This is a genomic window from Nocardia sp. NPDC004068 (assembly GCF_042874315.1).
Classification (GTDB): domain Bacteria; phylum Actinomycetota; class Actinomycetes; order Mycobacteriales; family Mycobacteriaceae; genus Nocardia.
Genome location: NZ_JBIAMW010000006.1, coordinates 398,109 through 422,546, shown reverse-complemented (window position 1 = coordinate 422,546; position 24,438 = coordinate 398,109). Strand labels below are relative to the sequence as shown.

Sequence of the window (24,438 nt, the reverse complement as noted above, 5' to 3'; positions counted from 1 at the left end):
CCACCACACGAAACGGAGCAACGATCATGTTCGCGCACTGGGGCACCTTCACCAAGCCCAACTCACTCAATGTCTGCCTCGGCTTCGCCGACGACTCCCTGCGTCAGCACGGATATCAGGTCTGGGAGACCGCCAATGACGGGGACTACATGCTGATCGGCGGCAACAACAACGTCATCGTCAATGTGACTTGCGTTCCGCAGCAAGGCAATACGTGGATCTCGGTGAGCGCCTACTCCCCGGATTCCGCCACCGCCGAGGCCGCCCGCAACAGCGTGCGGGAGACCATCGTGAATCTGCAACTCATCGATTAGTCCGGAGTACTACGACTCCGCCGACGTCAACAGCCGCGTCACCGCGTGCCCGAGCCGCGGGGTGACCACCCCTTCGTGCTCGATCCCGAGTTGCGTTGCGAGCGAACCGATATGGAGCCACGTCGCGCTCTCGAGCAGCGTCGCGTAGGTGTCGGTCGCGGCGCGGATGCGGTGGCGGGCGGTCAGGGCGATGACCAGAGCCAGCGGCGCGGCGGGCCACCACCAGATCGTCAGCGGCACATAGAGAATCGACCAGGCGGCGAGCGTGGCCGCGCGGGTCGATGCCGTTCGGGCGTCGGTGATCTGCGTGCGAACCGCGTCCGGCAGGAGCAGCCAGAGCGGGGGCCAGACGGTGGCGAGGTCGAGGTGGAGGTCTCGGTCGAGCCGAACGGCCGCGGCGTGGACGCGGTCGCCGCTCCAGGTGGGTCGTTCCGGCCGTTCGACCGCGACACGGGCGCGGGTACGGGCCGCGCGATGCCGGAGTACGGGATCGGGACGGTCGGCGGGATCGGGGGCCAGCGCCTTGCGCAGTTCCTCGTCGTAGGCCGCGCCCGCTGCCTCCCAGCGCCGCCTGCGCCGGGCGACCGCCCAGCGAACGGGCCGATACGCGAGGCGCGGCCAGGTGGTCCAGTCGGCGGCCAGCGCGAGATGCTCGACCAGCGTGCCGACGGCCTGCGCGCACAGCCCGACCGCGGCCGCACCGGCGAGAATCCCCGCCAACAACGCGACCTGCCCGCCCGTGGTGCCGACGGCGGGATCCTTGGCGTAGGCGGTGATCCTGCGCACGAGCAGACCCACATCCAGCGCGTGCGCGTGGCCCAGCGTGAGCGCGGCCGCCGCGACCGCGAGATAGAACGCGCCGGGCAGGACCAGCATCGTCAGCCACTTCTCGGCGAGCTTCTTGGCCAGCTCGCTCCACAGCCCGCCCATTCAGGAAAGCCGCTCGCGCAACAACTCTCGCCCGGCGACGGCGCAGCGCGGGGAATCCTCGTCGATCTCACCGGCCGCGCGGCCCGTGCACCGCCCCAACGGGCAGCGGTAGACGACCTCGAGGTGCCGTACCCCGACCGGACCGATCCCGCGCTGATTCCCGTACAAACCCCGTGCGTCCCCCGCGCTCCGCAAGGCCGAGTGGACCGCGTCGAGCGCCGGACCGACGTCGGCGGCCTCACCGGACCGCACGACCTCGAGCAGCCGACGCAGCGGTTCGTTCCCGTCCTCGCCCAGCGTTTCGCGGACATCCGCCAAATGCCCGCACAGATAGGCCAATCCGGCCGCGACCCGCCCGGCGTCTTGTGACGGCTGCACCCGACCCCCTGAACTCCGGGCCGCGCCCGGCTTGATCATGTCGTCGGAATACGTTATGCCACAGGTGATCGAATAGCCAAGGGTCGAGGGGAGGCGACGTGTCCGGTCTCGACCGCGTGCGCGGGCGCGTCAACCGGGCGAAAACCGTTGCCGAGCTGGACGACGCGATCCGCGCCGCCCGGCGACTGGCCGCCGACACCGAGCCCGGCCACCCCGACTTCGCGGGCACTCGATACCACCTGGCCCGCGCGTCGGCCACACCGCCGCCCCGGCCGATCTGGACGAGGCCATCGCCATCGGCCGGGACACCCTGGACCGGATCGACGCCGGAACCCCCTTCCATCTCGACCTGCTCGCCGCGGTCGGGCACAGCCTGTACATCAGGTTCGAGCGCACGCACGCGACCGCCGATCTCGACGACGCCATCCGCCTGATCCGAGACGCGCTCGCGCGCACCGACTCCGGCGATCCGAGCCTGTCCCGCAGGATCGACATTCTCGGCGCCGCCCTCATGACCCGATTCCGGCGGACGGGCACACCCGCCGACCTCGACGCCGCGATCGCGTTGCGGCACCGCGCGACCGCGACGAGGGGTCCGATCGAACCCGCCCGCGCGGTATGGCTGATCAGGGTCGCCGGTGCGCTCGCGGACCGGTACGCGCGCACCCGGGCCGTAGCCGACCTGAACGAGGCCATCGCGCTCGGCGAACACGTGCTGTCCCGCCTTCCCGCGTCGATGCCGGAGGCCGTTCGCGCCGAACTCCGCCACGCCCTCGGAATGAGTCTGCGATTCCGTTTCGACCATTCGGGCACGCCCGCCGACGTCGACGCGGCCGTCGCCCACGCCCGGCGGGCCTTGCACGACCTTCCCGCCGACGCCCCCATCCGGACCGAGGCCATGAACGCCCTGCGCCAGTCGCTGCTGAATCGGTTCTGGCGCACCGGAATTCGATCCGATCTGGACGAGGCGGTCGAGCTGGCCCGGCAGGTGGTCGCGGCCGCGCCGGACGACGACCCGAATCACGCCCTGTACCTGGCCAACCTCGGGATCACCCTGCGCACCCATTTCGAGCGCACCGGGAACCCGGCGGATCTGGACGAGGCGATCCAGGTGGGCCGCGCGGCCATCGCGGCCATGAGCACCGACGATCCGACCTTCCCGGAACGCGCCAGCAGCCTCGGCCGGGCGTTGGTCGATCGCTTCGGCCTGACGGGTTCGACGCGAGACCTTGACGAGGCCATCCGGTTCGCGCGGCTGGGCGCGTCCGCCCCCACGGACAGCGGGGTGCGCGCCGGTCGCCTGACCACCCTGGGCGTCGCCCTGCGAAAGCGCTACGAGCGCAAGGGAATCCGGTCGGATCTGGACGAGGCCATCACCGTCCTGCGCGAAGCCGTGGACGCGGCCCCGCCCGAGTATTCGGCGACGACCTTCCTGCTGATGAACCTCGGCAACGCCCTCTGGAGAAGATTCGAATCCAATTCCACGCCAACCGATCTCGCGGAGACAATCGCACTGTTCCGCCGCGCGGTCACGGAAACGCCCCCCGACCACCGCGAACGCGCGACCATGCTGTCCGGCCTCGGCCGCGCCCTCCGCGCCCGATACGAGCAGACCGACAACCCAACGGACCTCGACGAGGCCGTCACCACCCTGCGTCAAGGCGCGGACCTGACCCCCACCGACCACCCCGACCGCGCCGAACGACTCCTCGCACTGGCCGCCGCGTTGATGACGCGATTCTGGCGCGCGGGAACGGCACCCGACCGAAACGAAGCCCAAACGGCCGCACTGGCCGCAGCCCGCCTCGAAATCTCCCCACCACAACCACGCATCCTCGCAGCCCGCGCCGCCGCCGACCTACTCGCACCAACCCACCCGCAGGAGGCCGCCGCCCTCATCGCCACCGCAATCCGCCTCCTCCCCGAGGTAGCCCCCAGACAACTGGAACGCTCCGACCAACAGTTCGCAATCGGCGAATCCGGCGGCTTCGCCGCCGACGCCGCCGCCCTAACCCTCCGCAATCCCCCTGTACCCCAGCCAGATCGGGCCACCACGGCGTCCCACAACCCCGCTGCACCCGAAACGAATCGAGCCGATCTGGCGCTGCGCCTCCTCGAGGCCGGGCGGGCGGTGCTGCTGGGCCGAACGCTTCAAATCCGCACGGACGTCACCGATCTCGCGGACCAACACCCGGCACTCGCGGCCGAATTCGTCCGGCTGCGGGACCGGCTCAACGATTCCGGCGACTCGGACCGCGTCGAGCTGGCCCGCGCGTTCGAGCGCACGCTCACCCGAATCCGCTCCGAACCCGGGTTCGAGACCTTCGCCCTGCCGCCGTCGACCGAACAATTGCGCGCGCAAGCCACCGACGGGCCGGTGATCGCGTTCAGCGTCAGCGATTACCGCAGCGACGCTTTGCTGTTGACCGCGGACGGCATCGCCGCCCACCCGCTGCCCGGCCTGTCCGCACGGATCGTACGGGAGCGGGCGGCGGCCTTCCGGGCGGCGCTGCACACCGCCGACCACGGCGCCACCGGACCGGAACGGCAAGCGGCGCAACGGCATTTGACCGAGACCCTGGAATGGCTGTGGGACAACGCGATAGGCCCCGTCCTGGACGCGCTGGGCTACCGGGAGCCGATCGCCCACGGGCAGCCCGGCCCCCGAATCTGGCTGTCACCCGGCGGCCTGCTCGGTCAACTCCCCCTGCACGCGGCCGGGTACCACACGCGCACAACGGATTCCGAGGCAAGAACGGTACTGGATCGGGTCGTCCCGTCCTACACCCCGACGGTCGCCGCCCTCGGCTACGCGCGGCAACGCCTCGCCGCCACCGATCCGGCCGCGCCGCCCCGGGGCCTGGTCGTCGCCATGCCCACCACGCCGGGCGTCGCGGGCCGGTTGCATCACGTGCTCGACGAGGCCCGACTGGTCGCCGCCCACCTGCCGGGCGCGACCGTGCTCACCGAGCCGACCACGGCCACCGTGCTGGACTTCCTCTCCAATTGCGGCGTAGCGCATTTCGCCTGCCACGGCGCGACGGACCCCGACGATCCCTCGCTCAGCCGCCTGCTGTTGCGCGACGACGCCACCTCGCCGCTCACCGTGGCCGCGCTCGCCCCGATCCACCTCGACCGCGCCCGCCTGGCGTACCTGTCCGCCTGCGATACGGCCGACGGCGGCACGCGTCTGGTCGACGAGTCCCTCCACCTCGCGTCCGCCTTCCAACTCGCGGGATACCCGCATGTGATCGGTACCCTGTGGACGATCGACGACGGCACGGCCAGCGACATCGCCGACACCTTCTACACCGGCCTGCACACCGCGCCCGCGACCCTGGACGTGACCCGCGCCCCGTACGCCCTGCACCACGCGATCCGTACCGCCCGCGACGACCTCCCGGCCACCCCGTCCCTGTGGGCCGCGCACCTGCACACCGGGGCCTGATGTCACACCCGCGCTCGCGGCGTCGTCAACCCGACGACACCACGAGCGAAGGGAACCGCCATGAACACCACCTACCATGTCGTCGCCGTGATCGCCGCTCTGTGGGTCGGCTTCTCGGGCTACTCGCTGTTCTCTCGACAGCGGTTCGTCATCGAGCCACTCGAGCGATACGGCGTCCCCCGGCCGTGGTGGAACCGGCTGGCCTGATCCTCTACTTCCTGGGCGCCACGGCCACCGCGATCCGGGCGCACTCGTACGCGACGAGCGTCTTCCCGCTGCTGTACCTGGCCCCGGTCGCGGCGGCCCTGACCCTGCAACTGGCCCGATGAGAAACCGACTGTGCCGCAAAGACTTCGCCGATCACCGCCAGGGCAGCAGCCGACGAACCGCCTTGCGTCCCGAGGTGGTGTGCGGGGGTTGCGACATCACGGAATCCTTCCCGCGAATACTCCACCCGTACGCCACCCAATGACCCTCGTCATCGGTGATCACATATTCCTCCGCACCCCCGAGAATGATCGCCTCGACCGCCGCCGCCGCCTGGGACGGCCTGTCCTCGAATTGGATCTCGTAGTCGGCGACGGCCCGGACACACCAGCCGGTTTCGATGCGTACCGAGGCATCCCCCATATCCACCAACTTGATGTGTGGATTGGATCCCTTCGCCTCGTCCTCGAACGAGGGAGATCCGCTGGGAAGCAACAAAATACCCGGATAGCTGTACACCCGGAGGTCGTAACGCTCGGCGATCCCCCGAACCTCCGAGCAGAACATCTCCCATTCCGTCCCGCTCACCCGGCCTCCCAACCCATTCGCGTCCTCGGCCGCTATTTGTCGCACGGATTCACCACGGTGTCCGAATACTGCCACGCCGAGGATTGCGAGGGTACTCCCCCGTACACCCCGCCCCCGCGAGCGGCCGTCCGATACTCGCCGTCCGCGCAGGTGGTGGCCCCTTGCGCGACGAGCTTCGTCCCCGCGGCGGGATTGCTGACCTCATTGTGGCCGCCGCCCACCTTCTTCCAGCCGCCGCCTTCCTTGCGCTGGAGTTCGACATCGATGTACAGCGAGTCGATGGCCGCCGTGCAACTGATACTCCCCTTTCCGACGATATCGGTGGGCGTGCCCTTGGAATTGTGCGGATTCATGGCCTTCACGGCGTCCACATGGCAGCGCGCGTCGCCGGGCCCGGCGGCATTCGCTGCGGGCACGGACACACCCGTGGTCAACCACACCGCCAGCACGCCGCCCGCGACCGCGCCGATGTTCCTCGCGTACTTGTTCATTCGCTTACCCCCGGTCGATGGATTCTTCGGTTCGTCATCTTCTTGGATGTCGAAGCGCCCCCATCGGTTCCCTCGTTTCGCGAATTTCTTTTTCAGCCGCCCTGCGCCAACGCCCGAACCTTGCCCAGCACATCGGGATACCGGCGCAGGTGCGCGCCGCCGTTGAGATCGATGGCCGCGCCCGTCATCCAGGTCGCCTTGTCCGAGGCGAGGAACACGGCGAGGTCCGCGATCTCCTCGGCGCGCCCGCTGCGACCGAGGGGTGTGTTCTCGAGGTACTCCTCCCGCAGCCCCGGCACGAAGGCCACGCCCGCCACCAACGGCGTGTCGACCAGTCCCGGGGAGATGGCATTAACGCGAATTCCCCGCTCCGCCAACTCCATTGCCGCCACCTCGACCAGCATGAGCACCCCGGCCTTGGCCGCGCAGTAGGCCGCCATCCCGGTACCGGGCTGGCGTCCGTTGAGCGAGGCGATGCACACGATGCCGCCGCCGTCCGACAGATGCCGCCCGGCGTGCTTGAGCACCAGGAACGTCCCGGTCAGGCAGACGTCGACGGTGGTCCGCCAGCCCGAGAGCTCGAGTTCGGTGATGGCCCCGGGCACCGAGACGCCCGCACAGTGCACGACCACATCCGCAGTGACGGACTCGAAAACTGTTGCGACGGAAGCCTCGTCGGTCACATCCATGCCGACCGAACGCACCTCACCGCCGAGTTCGTCGGCCAGCGCGCGGGCCGCGTCCGCGTTCAGGTCGGCCACCACGACCCGATACCCCTCGCTCGCCAGCGCCCGGACCGTCGCGGCCCCGATTCCCGACGCCCCGCCCGTCACCACCGCTGTCCGGCTCATACCGCCTCCGCTCCGAGATGCCTACGCAGGAAATGCAATTGGTGCGCCAACCCCGTGTCGTGACACGGCCGCCCGGGGAACAGATCGAAGTGATCCGCCGGATAGTGCCGCACCTCGGCCCGCGCCCGGAACGCCACCCTCGCCGCGGCCTGCGGCGGCGCCGCCCGATCGAAGTCGGCGATCTGGATCAGGATCGGCGCCGCGATGCGCTCCACCTCTCGACCCACCCGGAACCCGCCGACGTCCAGCCCGACCGCCGCGTCGACCTCGTTGCGCCAGGTCGGACCGGCCAGTCCGACATACGCGTCGTAGAACCCGTCGGCGGTGAGCGCCGCCCGCTCCCCCGGCCTGCCGACCAACGGCATCATCGCGGCCGCCCCGCCCAGCCGGGACGACACCGCGCTGCGCATTCCCGACACCGTCGACCCGGCGATGGCCAGCGCCCCGACCTGCCGCAACGCGTGCCGTCCCGCCGCCGGACCGGATACGAGCGGCACCATGGCGACCACCGCGCACACCTCGGGGCGGCCCGGCGCGACGGTCAGTACATGGCCGCCCGCCATCGAAACACCCCACAGCACAACACGTTCGGCGTCCACCCCGGGCTGCCGCACGGCCGCGCCGATCGCCGCGCGATAGTCGTCCGCCTGCCCGACCATCGAGATCCGTTGCCGCGGTTGCCCTTCCGACGCGCCGAAGCCGCGATAATCGAAGACGAACGCGGCCAGTCCCGCCGCCCGGAACGCCCGCGCGAACGGCTCCAGTCCCGAATCCTTGGTGCCGCCGAACCCGTGCGCCATCACCACGACCGGACAACCGCCCGGCCTCTCGAACGGGCCGCCGGGCTCCGGCTCGAAAAACCATGCGTCACAGGTCGTTCCGCTCGAGGAGAACCGAACAGACTTCATCGCGTCGCCTCCGCTCCGGTCCGTTCTCCCGCCCAGCTCGGCGGCCCGGCGACCCGCGCCCGCCGCGCCCCGGCCGGGAGTTCCCGCACCCGGATGTCGTGCTCGTAGAGGAAGTAGTCCACCTGCTGGGTGTGCCGCGGCCGGTCGAGCATGTGCCCGGTGTAGCGCCGCTGATCGCTCACGATGACCCGCCGCATCTCCGCCTCCGACGGCACCCGATACCGGCCCACCGCGTACGCCCCGATCAGCCGGGCCTGACATTCCACGAACGGGAACAGCGTCGGCGTCGCCTGCGCGAACCCCGCGAACACCAGATCCTCGATGCCCGGCAGGAACATTCGCTTGTACAGGTCGATCCGATTGTCCGGCGCGCTGATGAACTCCGGATCGAAGAACGGGAAGGTGATGTTGTAGCCGGTAGCGTAGATGACGACGTCGAAATCCTCGCGCGTGCCGTCCCGGAAGTGCACGGTCCGCCCGTCGAGCCGCTCGATATCGCCCTTGGGGATCACATCCCCCGATCCCAGCCGCAACGGCAACTCCACCGACTGCGTCGGATGCGCCTCGAAGAACTTGTGATTCGGCGTGGGCAGCCCGTAGTTCTCCGGCCGCCCCGCGGTCAGCGGCTGCCCCCACTGCGCGATCTTGCGCTGCCACGACAGCGGCAGATACGGCGTCGTCCGGTAGTACTTGTCGGCCGGGCGGCCCGCGATGTACTTGGGCACGATCCACGCGCTCGACCGCGTCGACAACACCAGCCGATTCCCCAGCGCCTTCGACGACAGCTCCACCGCGATATCGGCGGCGCTGTTCCCCAAGCCCACCACGAGAATCCGCTGATCCCGAAAGTCCAGCGGCGTCCGCGGATCGATGTAGTGATGCGCGTGCAACGTCTCCCCGGTGAACTCCCCCGGGAAATCCGGATACCGCGGATCCCAGTGATGCCCATTGGCCACCACCAGCAGATCGAACCGCCGCGTCTCCCCGCGCTCGGTGTCGAGCTCCCACCCGCCCCCGGGCAGCCGCCGCGCGTGCGTCACCCCGTTCCGGAACTCGATGGCCTTCCCGAGATCGAAAGCGGCGCAATAGGAGTCGAGATACTCCTTGATCTGGCTGTGGTGCGGGAAGTCCGGATACTCCTCCGGCATCGGGAAGTCCCGGAACGACAGCTGATGTTTCGAGGTATCGATGTGCAACGACCGATACGCGCTACTGTGCCCGTTCGGATTCCCGAACGCCCAGTTCCCCCCGACCCGATCCGAGGACTCGAAGCACACGTACGGAACCCCGTAGTCCGCCAGCATCTTTCCCGCAGTCAACCCGCTGATCCCCGCGCCTATGACCGCGGTCCGCGGTAGGTACATCCTTGATCCCTTCCGAGCTGTAGACAGATTCTGAATTCTGTCTACTGAGGACAGGATGGCAGATCGAATGAGTTCCCGAGGCGAAACCGGGCAATCGTCTCCACCGCACGGCCGCGAGTAGAAGACGGGCCGGATGGTTTGTTGGTCGAAGTCGGCTGTTGTGCAATCGATTTCGGTCACGGGGCGCGCGGTGGGGGCGGATGATGGAGTCGCAACGGCAGATCGCCGACGCGATCGGATCGAGGGGGCCTCGGTTATGGGAAAGGTCGACACCAAGGGCGTGTGGACGCGGGTCAGCGTGGACGAATCACAGTTCGAGGGGCTGCGGCAGGCGCCCGACGGCACAAAGTCCAGACTCAGATGGGGTACCGGCGCGGACGGCGGCGAGAAGAGCGGGTACGACTTCACCGGGCTCACCGGCGTGGACGCGCAGCTGGACGGCACGGATTTCAACCTGGGCATCTTCGCCCACTACAACCGCCGAGTCGTGTTGGAGCACACCCAGTTCTCGGTGTTCCTGAAGGTCACGGTGGACTTCCAGGACGAGGGGTTCGACCACACGTTCACGCTGCGTTTCCGTCACGACGAGACACCCAATGTGCCCGGCGACGTCGACGACGTGGTCCGCCTGCCGATCGTCCACGAGAACGACATCGTGCGCGTCGACGGCACCGAATACCAGGTGACGATCAGCGGTTTCCGAGACCACGGGGGCCACGGGGAGGTACAGGAGACCTACACCATCGGCGAGGGCGAGATCAAGAGACTGTGGCTCGTCGCCCGGTTCGACCCGACGAGCGAGCCGAGTTCCTGAGCCGACTTGCTATCGTTTCCCCCGGAACTGGCGGCGAGAGCGGGGGCGCGTGACCGAGGTATCGACGACGCAGGTGGTGGATCGGCTGCTCGACGCGGCGCAGGTTCTCTTGGCGCGCAAGGGGATTCGCGCGACCACCGTGAGCGAGGTCGCCGAGGAGGCGGGGGTGTCGCGGGCGTGGCTGTACCGGCACTTTCCGGACAAGTCGTCGCTGTTGGGGGCGGCGATCGTGCGGTTGAACGAGTCGTTCTGGAGCGGGGCGCGGGCCGAACTCGACACCCTCGTCAACTTCGCCGAACAGCTGGTGGCCGGGGTGCGGATCGGGCGCGGCGCCTACGACGATCCGGGCGCGCTGCCGCTGCGGTTGCGGGCGGCCGAGCCGGAGGAGTTCGCGGCCTGCGCGGGTGCGGGCGTCACCGCACTGGTCCCGGACCTCGGCGCGTTCTGGCGACCGTTCGTCGAGGCCGCGATCGCCCGTGGCGAGATCCACCCGGCGCACGATCCGGGTGAGGTCGCCGAATGGGTGGCCCGCGTCCTGATCAGCTTCGGCACCATGCCCGGCGAGACCCTCGACGCCGACGACCCGGCCGCCGTGTTGCGGCACATGCGGCGCTTCGTCCTGCCGGGGTTACGCGCGAAGCCCGAAGGCTGACAATGCGATTCGGGTCTCGCATGTAATTGCCCACCCTCCCCGTGATCGTCGGTCCCCCGACCCCTAATTCAGGGGCGGAGCGTAGAGTCCCGTGCCGGTGATCAACGGCAGATCCATGGTCGTTCGAATACCGGGCTCGGCCGCGACGACCGCGGGAATCGCGTTGACGATGCGCCCGGCCGCCGCCGCGATGGCCGCGTGATTGTGGTCCCCGTACCGGCTGGTCGGGCAGATATCCACCGCGTAGGAGGGCTCCCCGGTGATCTCGATCCGATACGACCCGCCCGGCTGCGCGGGCTGCGCCCAATCCGGCCGCAGATCCCCCCGCAGCCGCGTGACGTGCTCGATGACGATCGCCGGATGCCCGTCCACGATCCCGTGGATCTCGAAACGCACCGCGGCCAAACCGCCTTCGGGAATGTGCCCGGCCGCCACGTCGAACGCCTCGGGCGCGGGCACCCGCTCCACGAAGTCGGTGATCTTGTCCACGGCGAGCCCCAGCCCCGCCGCGAGCTGCCGGATGGCGGTCCCCCACGCCAGGCTCAGCACCCCCGGCTGGTACAGCATGGGCACCTCGTCCATCGGCTTGCCGAAGCCCATGACGTCGAACATGACGATCGAACCGTCGTAGGTGGCGTAGTCGGCGATCTCGAGGCAGCGGATCCGCTCGATCTCCCGGCATGTGCTCGCCAGCGCGAAGGGCAGCAGATCGTTGACGAACCCCGGATCGACACCGGTGATGAACACGCTCGAATTCCCTTGGTGCGCGGCCTGTTCCACGCGCTCGATGTACTTGTCCGGGACCACACCCCACGGGTACTGGAGAACTCCGGGAGCCGAGCCGATCACATTGATGCCCGCGGCGAGGATGCGCTGGACATCGGCCATCGCCTCCGGCAGCCGGGTGTCGCCCATCGCGCAGTACACGACGCAATCCGGTTGCGCGGCAAGGATGTCCGACAGGTCGCTCGTCGCGGCGACGCCGGTGTGCCGCCCGAGCCCGGCCAGCTCCCCGGCGTCCCTGCCGACCTTGTCGGGGCTCGACACCCAGACGCCGGTCAACTCGTACCCGGGATGGGTGATCAGCTCGATCAGCGCCAGCCGACCGACATTGCCGGTGCCGATGTGGGCGACACGGATTGCCATGTTTTCTCCTCGTCACGTCTACGGGGCAGGGTTCCGGAACGGTGTCTAGAACCTGTTCCAGTTTGATGGTAGCGTTCCGGCCATGGGACGCGTAGACGAAAAAGTGGCGTTGATCAGCGGTGGCGCCCGGGGAATGGGCGCGGCTCACGCCCGGCTGCTGGTGGCCGAGGGCGCCCGGGTGGTGATCGGGGACGTGCTCGACGAGGGGAAGGCCGTGGCCGAGGAGCTCGGCGACGCCGCCCGGTTCGTCTCTCTCGACGTCACCCGGCCCGAGCAGTGGGACGCGGCGGTCGCCACGGCCGTGACCGAGTTCGGCAAACTCGATGTGCTGGTGAACAACGCGGGCATCGTGAATGGCGGGCCGCTGCACAAGTTCGATATCGAGCGGTGGCGCAGAATCATCGACGTCAACCTCACCGGCACATTCCTCGGGATGCGCGCGGCGGTCGAGCCGATGATCGCCGCGGGCGGCGGGTCGATCATCAACATCTCCTCGATCGAGGGGCTGCGCGGCGCGCCGTGGGTACACGGTTACGTGGCGTCCAAATGGGGTGTGCGCGGGCTGGCGAAGTCGGCGGCACTCGAGTTGGCGCAGCACAAGATTCGGGTGAACTCGGTGCACCCGGGCCTGATCCGCACACCCATGACCGAGAACATCCCCGACGATCTGGTGACCATCCCCCTCGGCCGTCCCGCCGAGCCGGAGGAGGTCGCGACCTTCGTACTGTTCCTGGCCAGCGACGAATCGGCGTACTCGACGGGTTCGGAGTTCATCGTCGACGGCGGTTTGGTGACCGCGGTCCCGCACAAGTCCTGAGCGCCGCCTCCCGGCGCGGGCCGCGTGGAACTCCCTGGCGTCCAGAGAGTTTCACGTCACCTCGGTGACAGGATGACGACCGGGATCTTGCGGTCGGTCCAGGATTGGTAGGAGTCGAAGTCGGCGTACAGCTCGACCAGACGCGGCCACAGCTCGGCGCGCTCGGCGTCGGTGGCCTCGCGGGCGCGGACGGGTGTGCGCTCGGGCCCGATCTGGACGTGGGTGTCGGGATCGACGAGCAGATTGCGGTACCACTGCGGGTGATTCGCCGCGCCGCCCTGGGAGGCGACCACGATGATGTCCTCGCCGGAGCGCAGGTACAGCAGCGGAGCCGCGAACGTCTTACCCGATTTGCGCCCGCGATGTTCCAGCAGCAGCGTCGGGACCGGCTTGCGGAAGCCCGCGCCGATCCGCCACGTCGTGCCGATGCGCCCGCCGCTGCGGCGGTACACCCACGACTGGGCGCGAGACCCGTACTTGAGGATCACCTTGGTGATCGGCGAATCGAGGCCGGGGGGGCGGTTCGCTGGCATACCTTCTGCATAAACCATTTTCGGACAACCGTCCAGACGCCTTACCGCTCATCGAAACCGGCCCGGCTGGCCTCGATCTCCTCGATGTGCTCGATGGCCCACCCGGCGAGGGCCAGCGCGGGCGGGATGAGGCTCTTGCCCGTGGCGGTGAGTTCGTATTCGACGCGGGGCGGGACCTCGGCGTAGGCGGTGCGGGAGACCAGGCCGTCGCGTTGCAGATTGCGCAGGGTCAGGGTGAGCATGCGTTGCGAGATGCCCGGGATCTGCCGCTGCAACTCGGTGAACCGCAGCGCGCCGCGATCGAGGGTGACCACGATGAGCAGCGCCCACTTGTCGCAGATCCGGTCGAGGATCGCGCGGATGGTCCGGCCGCCGTCACCGCGAATCATGCAGGTGTGCTGGTAGTCCGACATCGATCTCCCCCGATGGTTACCTGTGTGTGCCTTTTGTACGGGTTCCGACGGTAACGCATGATGGGGCTGCTTACCGACAGTAACCATCGAGAGGGTCGTCATGAACGTCGCCTACTGGATCGTCGCCGGGCTGCTGGCCGTGTTCTATCTGTACGCCGGGGGCATGAAAGTGCTTCGGAGCCAAGCGGATCTGCGGCCGATGATGGGCTGGGTGGATCAGATACCGATGCCCGTCGTCCGCCTCATCGGCGCGCTGGAGATCGCCGGCGCGGCGGGGCTGATCCTCCCGCCCCTCACCGGTATCGCGCCCTGGCTCGCCATCGCGGCGGCGGTCGGGCTGGTCCTGGTCCAGATCGGGGGCACCGCCGTGCACGTCGCGCGCGGGGAGACCCGCGTCATCGGCCTCAATATCGTTTTGCTCGTCCTCGCGGCGGTAACCGTCTGGCTGGGAACCGTTTGGATCTGAGCCGACCGTGAGGAGCGCCCGATGACCACCGTGGACTTCTGGTTCGACCCGATCTGCCCGTGGACCTGGCTGACGTCGCGGTGGCTGGTGGAGGTGGAGGGGGTGCGCGACGTGCGGACGCGGTGGCGACTCATGAGCCTGTCGATCCTCAACGAGGGGACGCTCGACCAGGGTGCGGATCTGCTGCGGGTCTTGGCCGCGGCGGGCGACCAGTACGACAACGAAGCCGTAGCCCGCCTGTACACCGCCCTCGGTACCCGCCTGCACGTCCGCGGCGGGGACGTCGATCTCTCCGCCGCCCTCGCCGACGCCCAATTGCCCACGGAGCTGGCCGCTTTCGCCGACTCCGACTTCTACGACGCGGCGATCCGCAACTCTCATCAGGAGTCCCAGGACGCCTTCGGCGACGAGGTCGGCACCCCGGTCCTCGGTGTCGGCGACGCCGTCTACAACGGCCCGGTCGTGAGCCCCGCCCCGAAGGGCGAGGACGCCGGGCGACTGTGGGACGCGGTGGTGGGCGTGCCGGGGGTGTACGAGATCAAGCGGCTACGGACCACCGCACCGGACTTCAGCTGAGAATCCTCGCCATCTCGCGCCGCAACGCCTCGGCCGGGCGGGGACGAAGACGTTGCTGGACGATCGTGCCCATCAGCCAGGACAGCAGGGTGTGCGCGGTCTCGTCCGGGTCGTCCACGGGAATGTCCGCCGCCAACTCCCGCAGCAGGGCGTGCATGTCGTCCAGCGCGCCCGTGATGGCGGCGGACTGCCCGCGGCGGCCGGTGTCGATCCAGTACTCGAACCACAGATAGGCCACGCTGGGCCGGTCGGCGAACGTGGCCAGGTACGCCTCGGCGACCGACCAGAGCCGTTCCGGCGCAGTGGATTCCGTGGCGGCGGCGGCGCGGAGCTGGTCGACCAGCGCCGAGACGTGGTCGCGCATGGCCAGGTCGATGATCTCGTGGATGTCGGCGAAGTAGTAGTGGACCGCGCTCTTGGTGAGGGGGCTGGCGTCGGCGACGGCACGCGCGGTACAGGCGGACAGGCCGTCCTGGGCCAGGACGTGTTTCGCGGCGTCGATGATCTGCTCGCGTTTGCCGCGGCGGTTGGCCTCGATCACGGGTCTCACGGTGAACAATCTACCGCCGCCGTTGCCGAATTGGGACAAGCGACCTAAAGTTAGGACACATGTCCCAACATTTCGTGTTCCACGACGTCCGCACGACCGATCTCGACGCCTCCCGCCGCTTCTACACCGAGCTGTTCGGCTGGGGCGTCACCGAGACCCCCGCCGGGCCGATGCTCGGCGAGGGCGACGCGGTGTGGGGCGGCTTCACACCCCTACCGGAGGGGGATTCCCGTCCGCCGCAATGGATTCCGTACGTTCCCGTCGACGACGTCGACGCCGCCGCGGAGCGCGCCGTCGGTCTCGGCGGCCGGATCGTGAAGCCGCGCGTGGACCTTCCGCCGGGTTCGGTGGTGGTCGTGGCCGAGCCGGGCGGCGCCACCCTCGCCCTGTGGCAAGCGGCCGCAGGGCATGGCCGGGCCCTCAATTGAATCGAATGCGTCAGGACCGGGCAGGGGGTGTCAGAGGTAGGGCCGGGTGATCATCTCCAGGCCGTGCCCGGCCGGATCCCTGAAATACACTCCGCGGCCGCCGTGTTCGTCGTTGATCTCGCCGGGGCGGCGGCCGTGCGGGTCGGCCCAGTGGTCGATACCGCGCTCGACCAGCCGCGCGTAGGCGCGGTCGAACAGCTCGTCGTCGACGAGAAACGCGTAGTGCTGCATCTGAATCGACTCCACCGGCGGCTCGGCGAACTGCAACAGCACCCCGTCGTCGCAGAGCAGATTGGTGAACACGCCCCACGAGGGCGCGTCCGCGAATTCGAAGATGTCGCGGAAGAACGCGGCCGAGGCCGTGCGGTCCTTCGCGGCGATGATCGTGTGATTGAACCGTGCGGTCATGAGAACTCCTGTCGTGATTGATCTTTCGAGCTCGAGAACAATCACGGCGGAGGAGGCGCCCGCGCTCAGGCGAGCACCGGGTCACCCGTCTGTGCGTGGCGTGGCGCCGTCCCGGTCATCATCGCCGTCGAGTCTAACCGGCCACCGCCGCGGGCCGCCGGGAGGTCCGCAGGAACATGTAGGCCCCCGAGACCAGCAGCACCGCGAGCGGGAACAGCGGCAGATACGACACCCACACGATCGGCTCCTCCTGCGCGAGCGCGACCACGGTCGCCAGCACGGTCACCACGAACACGACCACCGCGGCCCGGTGGATCCGCCGCACCGGCGAGACCGCCCGCCCCCACCCCCGCACGAACATGACCAACCCGGACACCGCCAGCACGGCCAGCGGCGCGAGCGGCAGATACAGCGCCCACTGCGCACCCACCGCCGCACCTGCCACGGCGACCACGATCGTCACCACGAAAGCGACCGCCGCCCACCGATGTCCCTGCCGCATCCACGCGCTCATCGAATTCTCCTCATCGTCCGAAACCAGTACGGAAACGGTACGGAGAACCCGCCGACCAGCGCTTCTCGATTCCTGACCGGTTACAGCTCCTCGGTGGGCTTGTCGCCCTCGCGCTGGGCCTTCTCGAGTTCGCCGCGGAGGCGGTCGGCGGTTTCGGTGTCGCCGCGGTCCTCGGCGGTGGTGATGTCCTGACGGAGTTGGGCGAGCACGTCCTGGAAGGTCATATCGGCATCCTTTCTCGTTCGTCGTGTTCGAGGGGTTGCCGGTGGGTCATGATCGAAACTCGCGGTGCTGGACGCGGGCGCTCGCGTAGAGACAGATGGCCGCCGCGGCGGCGAGATTCAGGCTCTCGGCGCGGCCGTGGATGGGGATGCGGACGCGGTGGTCCGCGCGCGCGGCGACCTCGCGGGGCAAGCCGTGCGCCTCGTTGCCGAACAGCCAGGCGACCGGGCCGGAGAGGATCTCGTCGGCGTCGTCGAGATCGACCTCGCCGGTCGCGGTCGTGGCCAGGACGGTGACGCCCGCCTCGGCGAGCGCGTCGAGGACCGCGCCGGTGTCGCGCTCGCGGGCGATCGGGACGTGGAAAAGGCTTCCAGCACAGGCGCGGACGCATTTGCCGTTGTGCGGGTCGACCGAATCACCGGCCAGCACAACGGCGTTCGCGCCGACGGCGTCGGCGACGCGGATCAGGGTGCCCGCGTTGCCGGGGTCGGCGATCTCCACGGGGACGGCCAGCATCCGCGGCGCGTCCGAAAGAACATGGGAGAGCGGCACATCCACGCTCTCGCAGACGGCGACCAGGCCGGGCGGGGTGACCGTCTCCCCCAGGTGTTCGGCGGCGCGCTCGCTCACCGGGGTCGCGCGCACCCCCCGGGCGACGGCGCTCGCGACCAGTTCGTGTTCGCGTTCGGCGGCGCGCGCGGTGTAGAACAGTTCCCGCGCCCGCTCGGTATCCAGCGCCGCCGCAACGGAATTCGCGCCCTCGGCGAGGAACAGGCCGGTCTTGCGGCGCTGCGGGGCGCGATGGAGTTTCACCGCGGACACGATCCGCGGATTGCGCCAGTCGATCACGGCGTCGGTCATCGCCGGCCCCGCCGCGCACACGACGGAACGACCCGCGGCCGCGCTCTGCGAGCGCTGGCGGCGGGTCGTTCCGAATGCTGTTGTGTCACCTGGTGATTCAGGCGGCCGGGGCGTTGACATCCTCCGGCAGGGCGGCCTTCGCGACCGCGACCAGGCCGGTGAACGCCTCGGCGTCGGAGACGGCGAGCTCGGCGAGGATCTTGCGGTCCACCTCGACACCCGCGAGCTTGAGGCCCTGGATGAAGCGGTTGTAGGTGATGTCGTTGGCGCGGGCCGCCGCGTTGATGCGGGCGATCCACAGCTTGCGGAAGTCACCCTTGCGCGCCCGGCGGTCCCGGAAGGCGTAGGTCAGCGACTTGAGCTGCTGCTCCTTGGCCTTGCGGTACAGCCGCGAACGCTGGCCGCGGTAGCCCTTGCTGGCCTCGAGAACGGTACGGCGCTTCTTCTGAGCGTTGACGGCCCTTTTGACGCGTGCCACTGGTCAGTCCTTGTTTCGATCGAGGGGCGCGCGCGGCGCCCGGGGGATGGTCGGGAAGTAAACGAATCGCGGAGAGCGAACTCAGATACCGAGCAGCTTCTTGACGCGACGGACGTCGGCCTTGGCGACCTCCACCGTGCCGTCCAGACGACGAGTCCGGCGAGTGGGCTTGTGCTCGAACAGGTGACGACGGTTCGCCTGCTGGCGACGCAACTTGCCGCTCCCGGTCACCTTGAATCGCTTCGAGGTGCCGCTGTGGCTCTTCATCTTCGGCATGGATTCCTCAATCTGTCTCGGCCGGCGGGCACGCCGAAAGCGCGCGTCCCGCCGGTTGCTGTATCGGGATTACTACGAGGGGGCCCCGTCGGCCTGGGCGGCCGGAGCGTCACCACCGGTGGCGGGCGCGGCATCACGCTGCGACGACGCCGCCTGCTGTGCCTTCGTCCGCGTCTTCGCGCCCTTGTGCGGGGCGAGGACCATGGTCATGTTCCGGCCGTCCTGCTTGGCCGAGGTCTCGACGAAGCCGTAGTCGGCCACATCGGACGCCAGCCGCTGCAACAGGCGGAACCCGAGTTCGGGTCTCGACTGCTCACGACCGCGGAACATGATCGTGACCTTGACCTTCGAGCCGGCTTGCAGGAAGCGAAGGACGTGGCCCTTCTTCGTCTCGTAGTCGTGGTCATCGATCTTGGGGCGGAGCTTCTGCTCCTTGATCACGGTCTGCTGCTGGTTCTTCCGGGACTCGCGCGCCTTCTGCGCGGTCTCGTACTTGAACTTGCCGTAGTCCATGATCTTACAGACCGGTGGGCGCGCATCCGGTGCGACCTCGACCAGGTCGAGGTCTGCCTCCATGGCGACGCGCAGTGCATCTTCAACACGCACGATCCCAACCTGCTCGCCGCCCGGTCCGATGAGCCGGACCTCGGGCACGCGGATGCGATCGTTGATGCGGGTCTCAGTGCTGATGGGGCCTCCTAGGTCAAGCGGTGTCGTCCAACGACCGCAAGCTATAACTGCAACCCCATATCCAACACGAAAGCCCCGGTGCGGTATTTCACCGCCACGGGGCCCGATGTCGACCGATCGCCGACGCGAACGACTCGCGTCGACCCTGTGCGGGGCATATGCCGCACGAGGAACCCATCGCGAACGATGGGCGACCGGACCGTCGAGCCTGGCGTGTCGCCGGCCGGCGGTGGGAGTCGGGCTCCACTTACAGGCCCCGGTACCGGACCGGGGCGGTCGTCGCAGGACAGCTTAACATCCCCCGCGTCGAACCTCCCAATCGCCCGCCCCCGCGACCAGGCACATCGGGTCCGGATGCCATGCTACGGGCCATGAGTGAGGCCCCGCTGAACGAGCCCGAGACCGTGCGCGACCTGGCCGACATCCCGGCCGTCGAGGTGATCAGCCGCGCGGCCGTCATGCTGATGAGCTCGGCCGCCGAGAAGCTGGGCCTGGCCGACGACGACCCCGACACCAGCCCCCGCCGCGACCTGGACGAGGCCCGCCGCGTCATCACCGCCCTAGCCGGCCTGGTCACCGCCTCGGTCGAGTACCTCGGCCCCCACGCCGGCCCGATCCGCGAGGGCCTCCAATCCCTCCAACGCGCCTTCCGCGAATCCTCCGCCCACCCCGACGCCCCCGGCAAGGGCCCCGGCGAAAAGTACACCGGCCCGGTCTACTGACCCCCACCCTTCTAGGGGGTGAGGGATGGGAGGAGGGTGGTGATGACGGCGGTGGGGGTGGTGGTGGGGTGTGGGGGGCCGCCGGGGAAGAGGGCCGAGAGGACGGCGTCGTGGCAGATGCCGACGAGGATGGCGGTGGTGGCGTCGAGGTCGGCGGTGGGGGTGATGCGGCCCAGGGCGCGTTCGGCGATGAGGTGGGTGGTGAGGGCGTCGCGCCAATCCGGTTGGGTGCCAGGGGTTTGCGCGTAGCGGGTGAGGACGGCGGGGTGGGCGAGGAGTTGGGTGAAGACCGGGAGGATGCCGCGGTGCAGGGCCAGGCCGTGGTCGAGCCAGCCGAGCAGGTTCTGGGCGAGGGTGCCCGCGCCGGGCGTCGGCGGCGGGGTGAGTTCGGCGTGGACCGCGTCGACGTGGGCGCGCAGGGCCGCGGCGAGCAGTTCTTCCTTGTCGGCGAAGTGGTTGTAGAGCACGCCGTCGGCGACACCGGCGGCGCGCGCGATGGCGCGCACGGTCAGGCCCGCGCCGCCCTGCTCGGCGATGAGCCGCCGGGCGGTGGCGACCAGATGGGCGCGCAGATCCGCGTCGTCGCGATCGCGCAGCGCCGCGGCCTTCCTCGGTGACATGCCCTCACGGTAGCGGGACCGACGCGGTGACCAGCAGGCCCGCGCCCCGCAGATACACCCCGTCGGGCCGGGCCAGGGGTTCGAGGGCGGCGGTCACGGCGGCGCGGACGCGGTCGTCGGTCGCGAAGCCGTTGCGTTCGCGGTGGTAGCGGACCGGACCCCAGCCCATGACGAACTCCGTTGCCGCCGCGACATTCTCGCCCCAGCATCCGGACGATTCCAGCACACGCGCCGTGACATCCCCGAAACCGGCCTCCCGCAACAGCTTTCGAGTACCGTCCGGATCGCCCAGCGCGTCGAACCCGTGACCGATCCCGAACCCGGGCAGATGTTCCCCGGCGGCGGCGAACACCGCGCCGATATCGGTGTCGGCGTCCGCGGGCATGGCGACGTACGCCAGCCGCCCACCCGGCCGCAGCGCCCGCGCGATATTGGCGAACGCGGCCACGGGATCGGCGAAGAACATGACGCCGAACCGACTCGTCGCGACATCGAAACCGCCTGCGGGAAAGGGGAATACCTGCGCGTCGCCCTGCTCGAACGACACATTGGCCACCCCCTCGGCCACCGCCCGCTCCCGAGCCCGCGCCAGCATCGGCCCGGACAGATCGACCCCGGTCGCCGACCGCGCCCGGCGGGCCGCCAGCCGCGTCAATTGCCCGGTGCCACAACCGATATCGAGCACCCGATCCCCGGGCCCGACGCCCGCCGCGGAGAGCAGCGGTTCGTTGTACCCGCCGTTCACCGCGTCGTAGCGGTCGTAGTTATCGGCCCAGTGCGAGCCCTCGTAGCCGTTCCACGCCTGCGACTGCGCGGTGTTGACGATCGGGTTCATGGCACACCTCCCATTATGAACACTCGTTCATGAACGTACGTTCATACTGTGCCACGAGCCCTCCGACAGTCAACCTCCGCAGCTCACAGCCCCAACTCCGCCAACCGCGCCGAGATCCGCTTGTCCGTACTCGGGATCGGCGACTCCTTGTCCACCCAGCTGTCGCCGCCGAAGTAGATCCGGAAGATCCGCTCCGCGGTGCGAGTCGCCAGGGCCTGCGTGGACAGGGTGGGATTCGGGCCGCCGAGCGAATTGGCCAGGGCGGAATTGTCGGCGATGAAAAGCCGCTTCACCCAACGGGATTCGGCATTGACGTCGAGCACCGAATCGTGCGGGGAGGTACCCATGCGCATGGAGGACTGCACATGCAACAGCAGCGGCGCCCAATCCATCCGATACACCGTGCGCGCCCCGGCGGCCCGCATGATCTCCGCGCCCCGGGTGGCGACCCACTCCCGATTCGCGTGCGTGGCGGCGGAGCGGCGGCGGCCGACCACATCGATCTTCGCCGGGGCGCCGTTCTCGTCCGCGGGGATCAGGAAGTTGAGCAGGTTGTCGATGCCGGTGCCGAGCAGGTCCATCAGCTCCTGGCCGACGAGGCGGCCCGCCCGGCCGTCCCACGGGCCGGTCGGGCCGCGCCCGTTGTCGTAGACGCCGCGAACCCCGCTGTCGGACAGGTTCATCGAGAACGCCTGGATGGCCGGGGTCAGGCCGACGGGTTCGATGCAGCCGTGCCCGGGGAAGTCCATGCGGGCGGAGGAGTTGGCGCCCTTGGAATTTCCGGTGTACTCGTCGAATACGCCGACCACCCAGTCGAGGTAATGGTCGGTGTGGCCGCGCCCGACCCAGTCGTTGGGATTGGGCAGGCCGCTGTTGAACCACACCCGCGGGCTGCCCGACGCGCCGCCGGAGAGCACCACCACCGCCGCGTCCTCGGTGAACACCTCCCCGCTGGAGTTGTTCCGCCACGTCACACCGGTCGCGACGGCCTGGTCCCCGCGCTGCTCCCAGTTGATCGTCGTGACGAAGGAGTCGGCGAGCAGGTGCACCGGACGGCCGCCGGGCCGCACCGCGTCGGCGGCCAAACCCAAAGGGACGTAACTGTTGTCGGTGGAGCGCTTGGCGAACTGGTTGCGCGGGGCGCGCACCGGCTGGTAGCAGCCCTGGAAACAGTGGCCGCAGAAGGTACATCCGGTCGCGGCCGGGTAGGTCAGCAGGTCCTCGCGGTCGGTGCGCCCGGCATTTCCGCCCGGTTGCAGGATCGCGTTCTGTTGCGGGCGAAAGGAATCCCGATAGCTCGTCCGGGTGGTCTGCACCGGAAGCCCGACGGCCTCGCAGCCACGGAAGGAGATGCTCTCCTTGGTGCCCATGGCCGCGGTCTGCACCGGCAGCGTCTCCTCGACCCACTCCAGATACGGCACGAATTCCTCATAGGGAAAAGGGAATTCGTGCGCGCGGTCGTAGGCCGCGGCGTCCGGACCCGAATAGCCTTGGAACACACCGGGAAACGGCCGCGGGCAGTTGCCGAAGTAGTGCTGGGTGGTGCCGCCGACGCCGGACAGCTCCCAGACGAACATATTGCCCGCCCACTCCCGGAACCAGGAGGGTTTGCGGCGGTCCTCCGGCCCGAAGCGCAGGAAACCGGTGTTGGGGTTGTTGGCGTCGTTCTCCGCGTGCGACCACTGCGAACGCGGATCCGCGTGGCGCGGACCGCCTTCCAGCAGCAGCACGTCCAGGCCGCGCCCGGCGAGTTCGGCGGCGACGACGGGGCCGCCGCCCCCGGCTCCGATCACGATGACGTCACGCATCGGCGGGCACCTCCGTCCGGCCCTGGTAGTAGCCGATCAGATCGGGTTGCCCGTCGACCAGTCCGGTCGGCCGATAGCCGGTGAGCTCCCACGACGGAGGACGTTGGCGCACATCGCGAGTCGCGGGATCGAACAGGTACAGCTCCGAGTGCACGGCGAAGGCCGCGCCGTCGAGCAGGATGCCGCCGCCGAACTGGAGGAAGCCGCTCGCCGACCCGTGCAGTGGACCGGGCAGCACCCGATCCACGATCGAAACCAGGTCGGGCAGTGGACGTTCCAGCAATTCCACCACCCGGCACTTGTCGCGCAGGCTCAGCCGCGCGAACGGCGAACCCAGCGGACCCACCACCGAACCGGGCGCGACCAGCACCGCCCCGAAGGTCAGGATCAGCGCCATCAGACCCGACAACGGCAGCCACCGGTCGGCGTAGGCGTAGCCCAGCGCCTGATCGACCGTGTGCGCCTGCTCGGGTGAGATCCCGAGGAACGGTGCCACCGGTATGCCCAGATCTTGCAACGCCTCGCCGATGCCGACCGCCACCGGGCGGGTGAGCTGATCGCCCGCGGCCAGATAGTGGTCGAACAGGTCCATCAGGAATTCGCCGCCCCCGAATTCGATGGGCCCCGGGGCGTTTCGGCTCACCCCCTGCGCCCGCGACCAGTCGTCCGCGCCCGGGAAGACCATCACCGCGACCGCGCGCATGGTGTCCAGCGCGAACGCGTCCCCCGGGCCCAGCGGCCCGGCCGCGTGCGCGATCGGCGGGGACGCCGCCGGAAGGAGTGGACGTACGCCGAGAATCGCCGCGAGCCAGGCCGTGTAGGTCAGGAAACGCCGACGGCCCACCGCCCCCTCTGCACTGTTACTCATCATGGCCCCCTGCTGGCCGAGTTGTGAATCGAGCGAGACTCACGGTAACGATGAGCGCACCCCGGACCGGCACGTCGCCACCGCGGCCGAGGGGATGACACAGCGGCCGTGATCATCAACTGTGAAGTCCAACAGGGTCTTTCGATCTTCCTTGCCGAGCACCGCCCGCGGCACGTCCCGTGAGATGGAGCAAACCCGGACGGATTCGCCCCTGGCGTCCCGGCCGGGCTCCTACCATGCGAGACACGGACGAACCAGGAGC

The 24,438-nt window shown here is 69.2% G+C and carries 33 protein-coding genes; 11 read left to right on the top strand and 22 right to left on the bottom strand.

The genetic code is table 11. The annotated features are described in order from the left end of the window. Positions 1 to 26: 26 nt before the first annotated feature. Positions 27 to 314, top strand: coding sequence for a hypothetical protein (locus ACFYTQ_RS18115; protein WP_387362027.1), 288 nt, complete (start codon positions 27 to 29; stop codon positions 312 to 314). A gap of 9 nt (positions 315 to 323) precedes the next feature. On the opposite strand, the gene ACFYTQ_RS18110 is transcribed toward ACFYTQ_RS18115, so the two are convergent. Together ACFYTQ_RS18110 and ACFYTQ_RS18105 are read right to left on the bottom strand one after the other, a co-directional pair. Beyond that, positions 324 to 1,244: a hypothetical protein gene (locus tag ACFYTQ_RS18110; protein ID WP_387362025.1), complete on the bottom strand. Its 921-nt coding sequence runs from the start codon at positions 1,242 to 1,244 to the stop codon at positions 324 to 326. Further along, positions 1,245 to 1,622, bottom strand: coding sequence for a hypothetical protein (locus ACFYTQ_RS18105; RefSeq protein ID WP_387362023.1), 378 nt, complete (start codon positions 1,620 to 1,622; stop codon positions 1,245 to 1,247). A 511-nt stretch (positions 1,623 to 2,133) separates the two neighbouring features. Between ACFYTQ_RS18105 and ACFYTQ_RS18100 the strand changes: the two genes are divergently transcribed. The 3 genes from ACFYTQ_RS18100 to ACFYTQ_RS18090 are packed head-to-tail and all read left to right on the top strand — an operon-like array spanning position 2,134 to position 5,399. Next, a complete protein-coding gene (locus tag ACFYTQ_RS18100) occupies positions 2,134 to 5,070 on the top strand; it encodes a CHAT domain-containing protein (protein ID WP_387362021.1) in 2,937 nt (978 codons plus the stop codon). Between the two features lie 60 nt (positions 5,071 to 5,130). After that, positions 5,131 to 5,277: a hypothetical protein gene (locus tag ACFYTQ_RS18095; RefSeq protein ID WP_387362019.1), complete on the top strand. Its 147-nt coding sequence runs from the start codon at positions 5,131 to 5,133 to the stop codon at positions 5,275 to 5,277. Beyond that, positions 5,256 to 5,399 carry a hypothetical protein gene (locus ACFYTQ_RS18090; RefSeq protein WP_387362017.1) on the top strand — a complete coding sequence of 48 codons (144 nt, stop codon included), beginning with the start codon at positions 5,256 to 5,258 and terminating at the stop codon, positions 5,397 to 5,399. Before ACFYTQ_RS18095 ends, ACFYTQ_RS18090 begins: the two co-directional genes overlap by 22 nt. 31 nt (positions 5,400 to 5,430) lie before the next feature. Here the strand turns inward: ACFYTQ_RS18090 and ACFYTQ_RS18085 are convergent, their stop codons facing one another. The 5 genes from ACFYTQ_RS18085 to ACFYTQ_RS18065 all read right to left on the bottom strand — a co-directional run bounded on the left by ACFYTQ_RS18085 (position 5,431) and on the right by ACFYTQ_RS18065 (position 9,479). Then, complete coding sequence (locus ACFYTQ_RS18085) at positions 5,431 to 5,865, bottom strand: hypothetical protein (RefSeq protein ID WP_387362015.1); 435 nt, start codon at positions 5,863 to 5,865, stop codon at positions 5,431 to 5,433. A gap of 32 nt (positions 5,866 to 5,897) precedes the next feature. Next, positions 5,898 to 6,356: a hypothetical protein gene (locus ACFYTQ_RS18080; protein ID WP_387362014.1), complete on the bottom strand. Its 459-nt coding sequence runs from the start codon at positions 6,354 to 6,356 to the stop codon at positions 5,898 to 5,900. Positions 6,357 to 6,448: 92 nt separating this feature from the next. After that, complete coding sequence (locus tag ACFYTQ_RS18075) at positions 6,449 to 7,207, bottom strand: SDR family NAD(P)-dependent oxidoreductase (RefSeq protein ID WP_387362012.1); 759 nt, start codon at positions 7,205 to 7,207, stop codon at positions 6,449 to 6,451. Further along, the gene (locus tag ACFYTQ_RS18070) at positions 7,204 to 8,115 is read right to left on the bottom strand and encodes an alpha/beta hydrolase (protein ID WP_387362010.1); all 912 of its coding nucleotides are present in this window, start codon (positions 8,113 to 8,115) and stop codon (positions 7,204 to 7,206) included. Before ACFYTQ_RS18070 ends, ACFYTQ_RS18075 begins: the two co-directional genes overlap by 4 nt. Further along, positions 8,112 to 9,479, bottom strand: coding sequence for a flavin-containing monooxygenase (locus ACFYTQ_RS18065; protein ID WP_387362008.1), 1,368 nt, complete (start codon positions 9,477 to 9,479; stop codon positions 8,112 to 8,114). The genes ACFYTQ_RS18070 and ACFYTQ_RS18065 overlap by 4 nt, the downstream gene beginning before the upstream one ends. A gap of 256 nt (positions 9,480 to 9,735) precedes the next feature. Here ACFYTQ_RS18065 and ACFYTQ_RS18060 point away from each other — a divergent pair, with 256 nt between their 5' ends. After that, positions 9,736 to 10,293 carry a choice-of-anchor K domain-containing protein gene (locus tag ACFYTQ_RS18060; protein ID WP_387362006.1) on the top strand — a complete coding sequence of 186 codons (558 nt, stop codon included), beginning with the start codon at positions 9,736 to 9,738 and terminating at the stop codon, positions 10,291 to 10,293. A 49-nt stretch (positions 10,294 to 10,342) separates the two neighbouring features. After that, on the top strand, positions 10,343 to 10,945 hold the full coding sequence (locus ACFYTQ_RS18055; RefSeq protein WP_387362004.1) for a TetR/AcrR family transcriptional regulator: 603 nt from the start codon (positions 10,343 to 10,345) through the stop codon (positions 10,943 to 10,945). Between the two features lie 63 nt (positions 10,946 to 11,008). On the opposite strand, the gene ACFYTQ_RS18050 is transcribed toward ACFYTQ_RS18055, so the two are convergent. Further along, positions 11,009 to 12,091: a diacylglycerol kinase gene (locus ACFYTQ_RS18050; RefSeq protein ID WP_387362002.1), complete on the bottom strand. Its 1,083-nt coding sequence runs from the start codon at positions 12,089 to 12,091 to the stop codon at positions 11,009 to 11,011. Positions 12,092 to 12,173: 82 nt separating this feature from the next. Between ACFYTQ_RS18050 and ACFYTQ_RS18045 the strand changes: the two genes are divergently transcribed. Further along, complete coding sequence (locus ACFYTQ_RS18045; protein WP_387362000.1) at positions 12,174 to 12,908, top strand: glucose 1-dehydrogenase; 735 nt, start codon at positions 12,174 to 12,176, stop codon at positions 12,906 to 12,908. A 56-nt stretch (positions 12,909 to 12,964) separates the two neighbouring features. Here ACFYTQ_RS18045 and ACFYTQ_RS18040 read toward each other — a convergent pair whose 3' ends face one another. Next, a complete protein-coding gene (locus tag ACFYTQ_RS18040) occupies positions 12,965 to 13,441 on the bottom strand; it encodes a nitroreductase family deazaflavin-dependent oxidoreductase (RefSeq protein ID WP_387361998.1) in 477 nt (158 codons plus the stop codon). Between the two features lie 41 nt (positions 13,442 to 13,482). Then, positions 13,483 to 13,854, bottom strand: coding sequence for a winged helix-turn-helix transcriptional regulator (locus ACFYTQ_RS18035; protein ID WP_387361996.1), 372 nt, complete (start codon positions 13,852 to 13,854; stop codon positions 13,483 to 13,485). A 100-nt stretch (positions 13,855 to 13,954) separates the two neighbouring features. On the opposite strand from ACFYTQ_RS18035, the gene ACFYTQ_RS18030 reads away from it, so the two are divergent. Then, positions 13,955 to 14,320, top strand: coding sequence for a DoxX family protein (locus tag ACFYTQ_RS18030; RefSeq protein ID WP_387361994.1), 366 nt, complete (start codon positions 13,955 to 13,957; stop codon positions 14,318 to 14,320). Positions 14,321 to 14,341: 21 nt separating this feature from the next. Beyond that, entirely contained in the window at positions 14,342 to 14,896 is a 555-nt protein-coding gene (locus tag ACFYTQ_RS18025; protein WP_387361992.1) for a DsbA family protein, read from the top strand. Here ACFYTQ_RS18025 and ACFYTQ_RS18020 read toward each other — a convergent pair. Beyond that, the gene (locus ACFYTQ_RS18020; RefSeq protein ID WP_387361990.1) at positions 14,889 to 15,446 is read right to left on the bottom strand and encodes a TetR/AcrR family transcriptional regulator; all 558 of its coding nucleotides are present in this window, start codon (positions 15,444 to 15,446) and stop codon (positions 14,889 to 14,891) included. The genes ACFYTQ_RS18025 and ACFYTQ_RS18020 overlap by 8 nt on opposite strands. Positions 15,447 to 15,505: 59 nt before the next feature. On the opposite strand from ACFYTQ_RS18020, the gene ACFYTQ_RS18015 reads away from it, so the two are divergent. Continuing rightward, positions 15,506 to 15,874 (top strand): VOC family protein, encoded by a 369-nt coding sequence (locus ACFYTQ_RS18015; protein ID WP_387361988.1) that lies wholly within the window; start codon positions 15,506 to 15,508, stop codon positions 15,872 to 15,874. A gap of 30 nt (positions 15,875 to 15,904) precedes the next feature. Here ACFYTQ_RS18015 and ACFYTQ_RS18010 read toward each other — a convergent pair whose 3' ends face one another. The 7 genes from ACFYTQ_RS18010 to infC all read right to left on the bottom strand — a co-directional run bounded on the left by ACFYTQ_RS18010 (position 15,905) and on the right by infC (position 19,368). Continuing rightward, a complete protein-coding gene (locus tag ACFYTQ_RS18010; RefSeq protein ID WP_387361986.1) occupies positions 15,905 to 16,282 on the bottom strand; it encodes a VOC family protein in 378 nt (125 codons plus the stop codon). Between the two features lie 133 nt (positions 16,283 to 16,415). Then, on the bottom strand, positions 16,416 to 16,796 hold the full coding sequence (locus tag ACFYTQ_RS18005) for a hypothetical protein (protein WP_387361984.1): 381 nt from the start codon (positions 16,794 to 16,796) through the stop codon (positions 16,416 to 16,418). Positions 16,797 to 16,876: 80 nt separating this feature from the next. Next, positions 16,877 to 17,020, bottom strand: coding sequence for a hypothetical protein (locus ACFYTQ_RS18000; protein ID WP_387361982.1), 144 nt, complete (start codon positions 17,018 to 17,020; stop codon positions 16,877 to 16,879). A gap of 46 nt (positions 17,021 to 17,066) precedes the next feature. Beyond that, the gene (locus tag ACFYTQ_RS17995) at positions 17,067 to 17,879 is read right to left on the bottom strand and encodes a TrmH family RNA methyltransferase (protein ID WP_387361980.1); all 813 of its coding nucleotides are present in this window, start codon (positions 17,877 to 17,879) and stop codon (positions 17,067 to 17,069) included. Between the two features lie 97 nt (positions 17,880 to 17,976). Then, a complete protein-coding gene (gene rplT, locus ACFYTQ_RS17990; protein ID WP_387361977.1) occupies positions 17,977 to 18,357 on the bottom strand; it encodes a 50S ribosomal protein L20 in 381 nt (126 codons plus the stop codon). Between the two features lie 81 nt (positions 18,358 to 18,438). Then, positions 18,439 to 18,633 carry a 50S ribosomal protein L35 gene (gene rpmI / locus ACFYTQ_RS17985; protein ID WP_387361975.1) on the bottom strand — a complete coding sequence of 65 codons (195 nt, stop codon included), beginning with the start codon at positions 18,631 to 18,633 and terminating at the stop codon, positions 18,439 to 18,441. Positions 18,634 to 18,705: 72 nt separating this feature from the next. Further along, the gene (gene infC, locus ACFYTQ_RS17980) at positions 18,706 to 19,368 is read right to left on the bottom strand and encodes a translation initiation factor IF-3 (RefSeq protein WP_387362306.1); all 663 of its coding nucleotides are present in this window, start codon (positions 19,366 to 19,368) and stop codon (positions 18,706 to 18,708) included. Positions 19,369 to 19,694: 326 nt separating this feature from the next. Between infC and ACFYTQ_RS17975 the strand changes: the two genes are divergently transcribed. Beyond that, the gene (locus ACFYTQ_RS17975) at positions 19,695 to 20,045 is read left to right on the top strand and encodes a DUF1844 domain-containing protein (RefSeq protein WP_387361973.1); all 351 of its coding nucleotides are present in this window, start codon (positions 19,695 to 19,697) and stop codon (positions 20,043 to 20,045) included. Positions 20,046 to 20,056: 11 nt separating this feature from the next. On the opposite strand, the gene ACFYTQ_RS17970 is transcribed toward ACFYTQ_RS17975, so the two are convergent. The 4 genes from ACFYTQ_RS17970 to ACFYTQ_RS17955 all read right to left on the bottom strand — a co-directional run bounded on the left by ACFYTQ_RS17970 (position 20,057) and on the right by ACFYTQ_RS17955 (position 24,176). Continuing rightward, positions 20,057 to 20,665: a TetR/AcrR family transcriptional regulator gene (locus ACFYTQ_RS17970; protein WP_387361971.1), complete on the bottom strand. Its 609-nt coding sequence runs from the start codon at positions 20,663 to 20,665 to the stop codon at positions 20,057 to 20,059. Between the two features lie 4 nt (positions 20,666 to 20,669). Continuing rightward, positions 20,670 to 21,500, bottom strand: a complete 831-nt coding sequence (locus ACFYTQ_RS17965; protein WP_387361969.1) for a class I SAM-dependent methyltransferase — start codon at positions 21,498 to 21,500, stop codon at positions 20,670 to 20,672. 83 nt (positions 21,501 to 21,583) lie between these two features. Continuing rightward, positions 21,584 to 23,308 carry a GMC family oxidoreductase N-terminal domain-containing protein gene (locus ACFYTQ_RS17960; protein ID WP_387361967.1) on the bottom strand — a complete coding sequence of 575 codons (1,725 nt, stop codon included), beginning with the start codon at positions 23,306 to 23,308 and terminating at the stop codon, positions 21,584 to 21,586. Beyond that, positions 23,301 to 24,176, bottom strand: coding sequence for a hypothetical protein (locus ACFYTQ_RS17955; protein ID WP_387361965.1), 876 nt, complete (start codon positions 24,174 to 24,176; stop codon positions 23,301 to 23,303). Before ACFYTQ_RS17955 ends, ACFYTQ_RS17960 begins: the two co-directional genes overlap by 8 nt. Positions 24,177 to 24,438: the final 262 nt, after the last annotated feature.

Coding starts and splice junctions, on each gene's coding strand:
- ACFYTQ_RS18005 (WP_387361984.1), bottom strand. CDS start 16,796: ATGAGCGCGTGGATGCGGCAGGGACATCGGTGGGCGGCGGTCGCTTTC.
- ACFYTQ_RS18080 (WP_387362014.1), bottom strand. CDS start 6,356: ATGAACAAGTACGCGAGGAACATCGGCGCGGTCGCGGGCGGCGTGCTG.
- ACFYTQ_RS18065 (WP_387362008.1), bottom strand. CDS start 9,479: ATGTACCTACCGCGGACCGCGGTCATAGGCGCGGGGATCAGCGGGTTG.
- ACFYTQ_RS18035 (WP_387361996.1), bottom strand. CDS start 13,854: ATGTCGGACTACCAGCACACCTGCATGATTCGCGGTGACGGCGGCCGG.
- ACFYTQ_RS18110 (WP_387362025.1), bottom strand. CDS start 1,244: ATGGGCGGGCTGTGGAGCGAGCTGGCCAAGAAGCTCGCCGAGAAGTGG.
- ACFYTQ_RS17965 (WP_387361969.1), bottom strand. CDS start 21,500: ATGAACCCGATCGTCAACACCGCGCAGTCGCAGGCGTGGAACGGCTAC.
- rpmI (WP_387361975.1), bottom strand. CDS start 18,633: ATGCCGAAGATGAAGAGCCACAGCGGCACCTCGAAGCGATTCAAGGTG.
- ACFYTQ_RS18000 (WP_387361982.1), bottom strand. CDS start 17,020: ATGACCTTCCAGGACGTGCTCGCCCAACTCCGTCAGGACATCACCACC.
- ACFYTQ_RS18050 (WP_387362002.1), bottom strand. CDS start 12,091: ATGGCAATCCGTGTCGCCCACATCGGCACCGGCAATGTCGGTCGGCTG.
- ACFYTQ_RS17970 (WP_387361971.1), bottom strand. CDS start 20,665: ATGTCACCGAGGAAGGCCGCGGCGCTGCGCGATCGCGACGACGCGGAT.
- ACFYTQ_RS17975 (WP_387361973.1), top strand. CDS start 19,695: ATGAGTGAGGCCCCGCTGAACGAGCCCGAGACCGTGCGCGACCTGGCC.
- ACFYTQ_RS18070 (WP_387362010.1), bottom strand. CDS start 8,115: ATGAAGTCTGTTCGGTTCTCCTCGAGCGGAACGACCTGTGACGCATGG.
- ACFYTQ_RS18040 (WP_387361998.1), bottom strand. CDS start 13,441: ATGCCAGCGAACCGCCCCCCCGGCCTCGATTCGCCGATCACCAAGGTG.
- ACFYTQ_RS18075 (WP_387362012.1), bottom strand. CDS start 7,207: ATGAGCCGGACAGCGGTGGTGACGGGCGGGGCGTCGGGAATCGGGGCC.
- ACFYTQ_RS18060 (WP_387362006.1), top strand. CDS start 9,736: ATGGGAAAGGTCGACACCAAGGGCGTGTGGACGCGGGTCAGCGTGGAC.
- ACFYTQ_RS18100 (WP_387362021.1), top strand. CDS start 2,134: ATGACCCGATTCCGGCGGACGGGCACACCCGCCGACCTCGACGCCGCG.
- ACFYTQ_RS18015 (WP_387361988.1), top strand. CDS start 15,506: ATGTCCCAACATTTCGTGTTCCACGACGTCCGCACGACCGATCTCGAC.
- ACFYTQ_RS17960 (WP_387361967.1), bottom strand. CDS start 23,308: ATGCGTGACGTCATCGTGATCGGAGCCGGGGGCGGCGGCCCCGTCGTC.
- ACFYTQ_RS18025 (WP_387361992.1), top strand. CDS start 14,342: ATGACCACCGTGGACTTCTGGTTCGACCCGATCTGCCCGTGGACCTGG.
- ACFYTQ_RS18030 (WP_387361994.1), top strand. CDS start 13,955: ATGAACGTCGCCTACTGGATCGTCGCCGGGCTGCTGGCCGTGTTCTAT.
- ACFYTQ_RS18095 (WP_387362019.1), top strand. CDS start 5,131: ATGAACACCACCTACCATGTCGTCGCCGTGATCGCCGCTCTGTGGGTC.
- ACFYTQ_RS18115 (WP_387362027.1), top strand. CDS start 27: ATGTTCGCGCACTGGGGCACCTTCACCAAGCCCAACTCACTCAATGTC.
- ACFYTQ_RS18045 (WP_387362000.1), top strand. CDS start 12,174: ATGGGACGCGTAGACGAAAAAGTGGCGTTGATCAGCGGTGGCGCCCGG.
- ACFYTQ_RS18010 (WP_387361986.1), bottom strand. CDS start 16,282: ATGACCGCACGGTTCAATCACACGATCATCGCCGCGAAGGACCGCACG.
- ACFYTQ_RS17955 (WP_387361965.1), bottom strand. CDS start 24,176: ATGAGTAACAGTGCAGAGGGGGCGGTGGGCCGTCGGCGTTTCCTGACC.
- ACFYTQ_RS17995 (WP_387361980.1), bottom strand. CDS start 17,879: ATGACCGACGCCGTGATCGACTGGCGCAATCCGCGGATCGTGTCCGCG.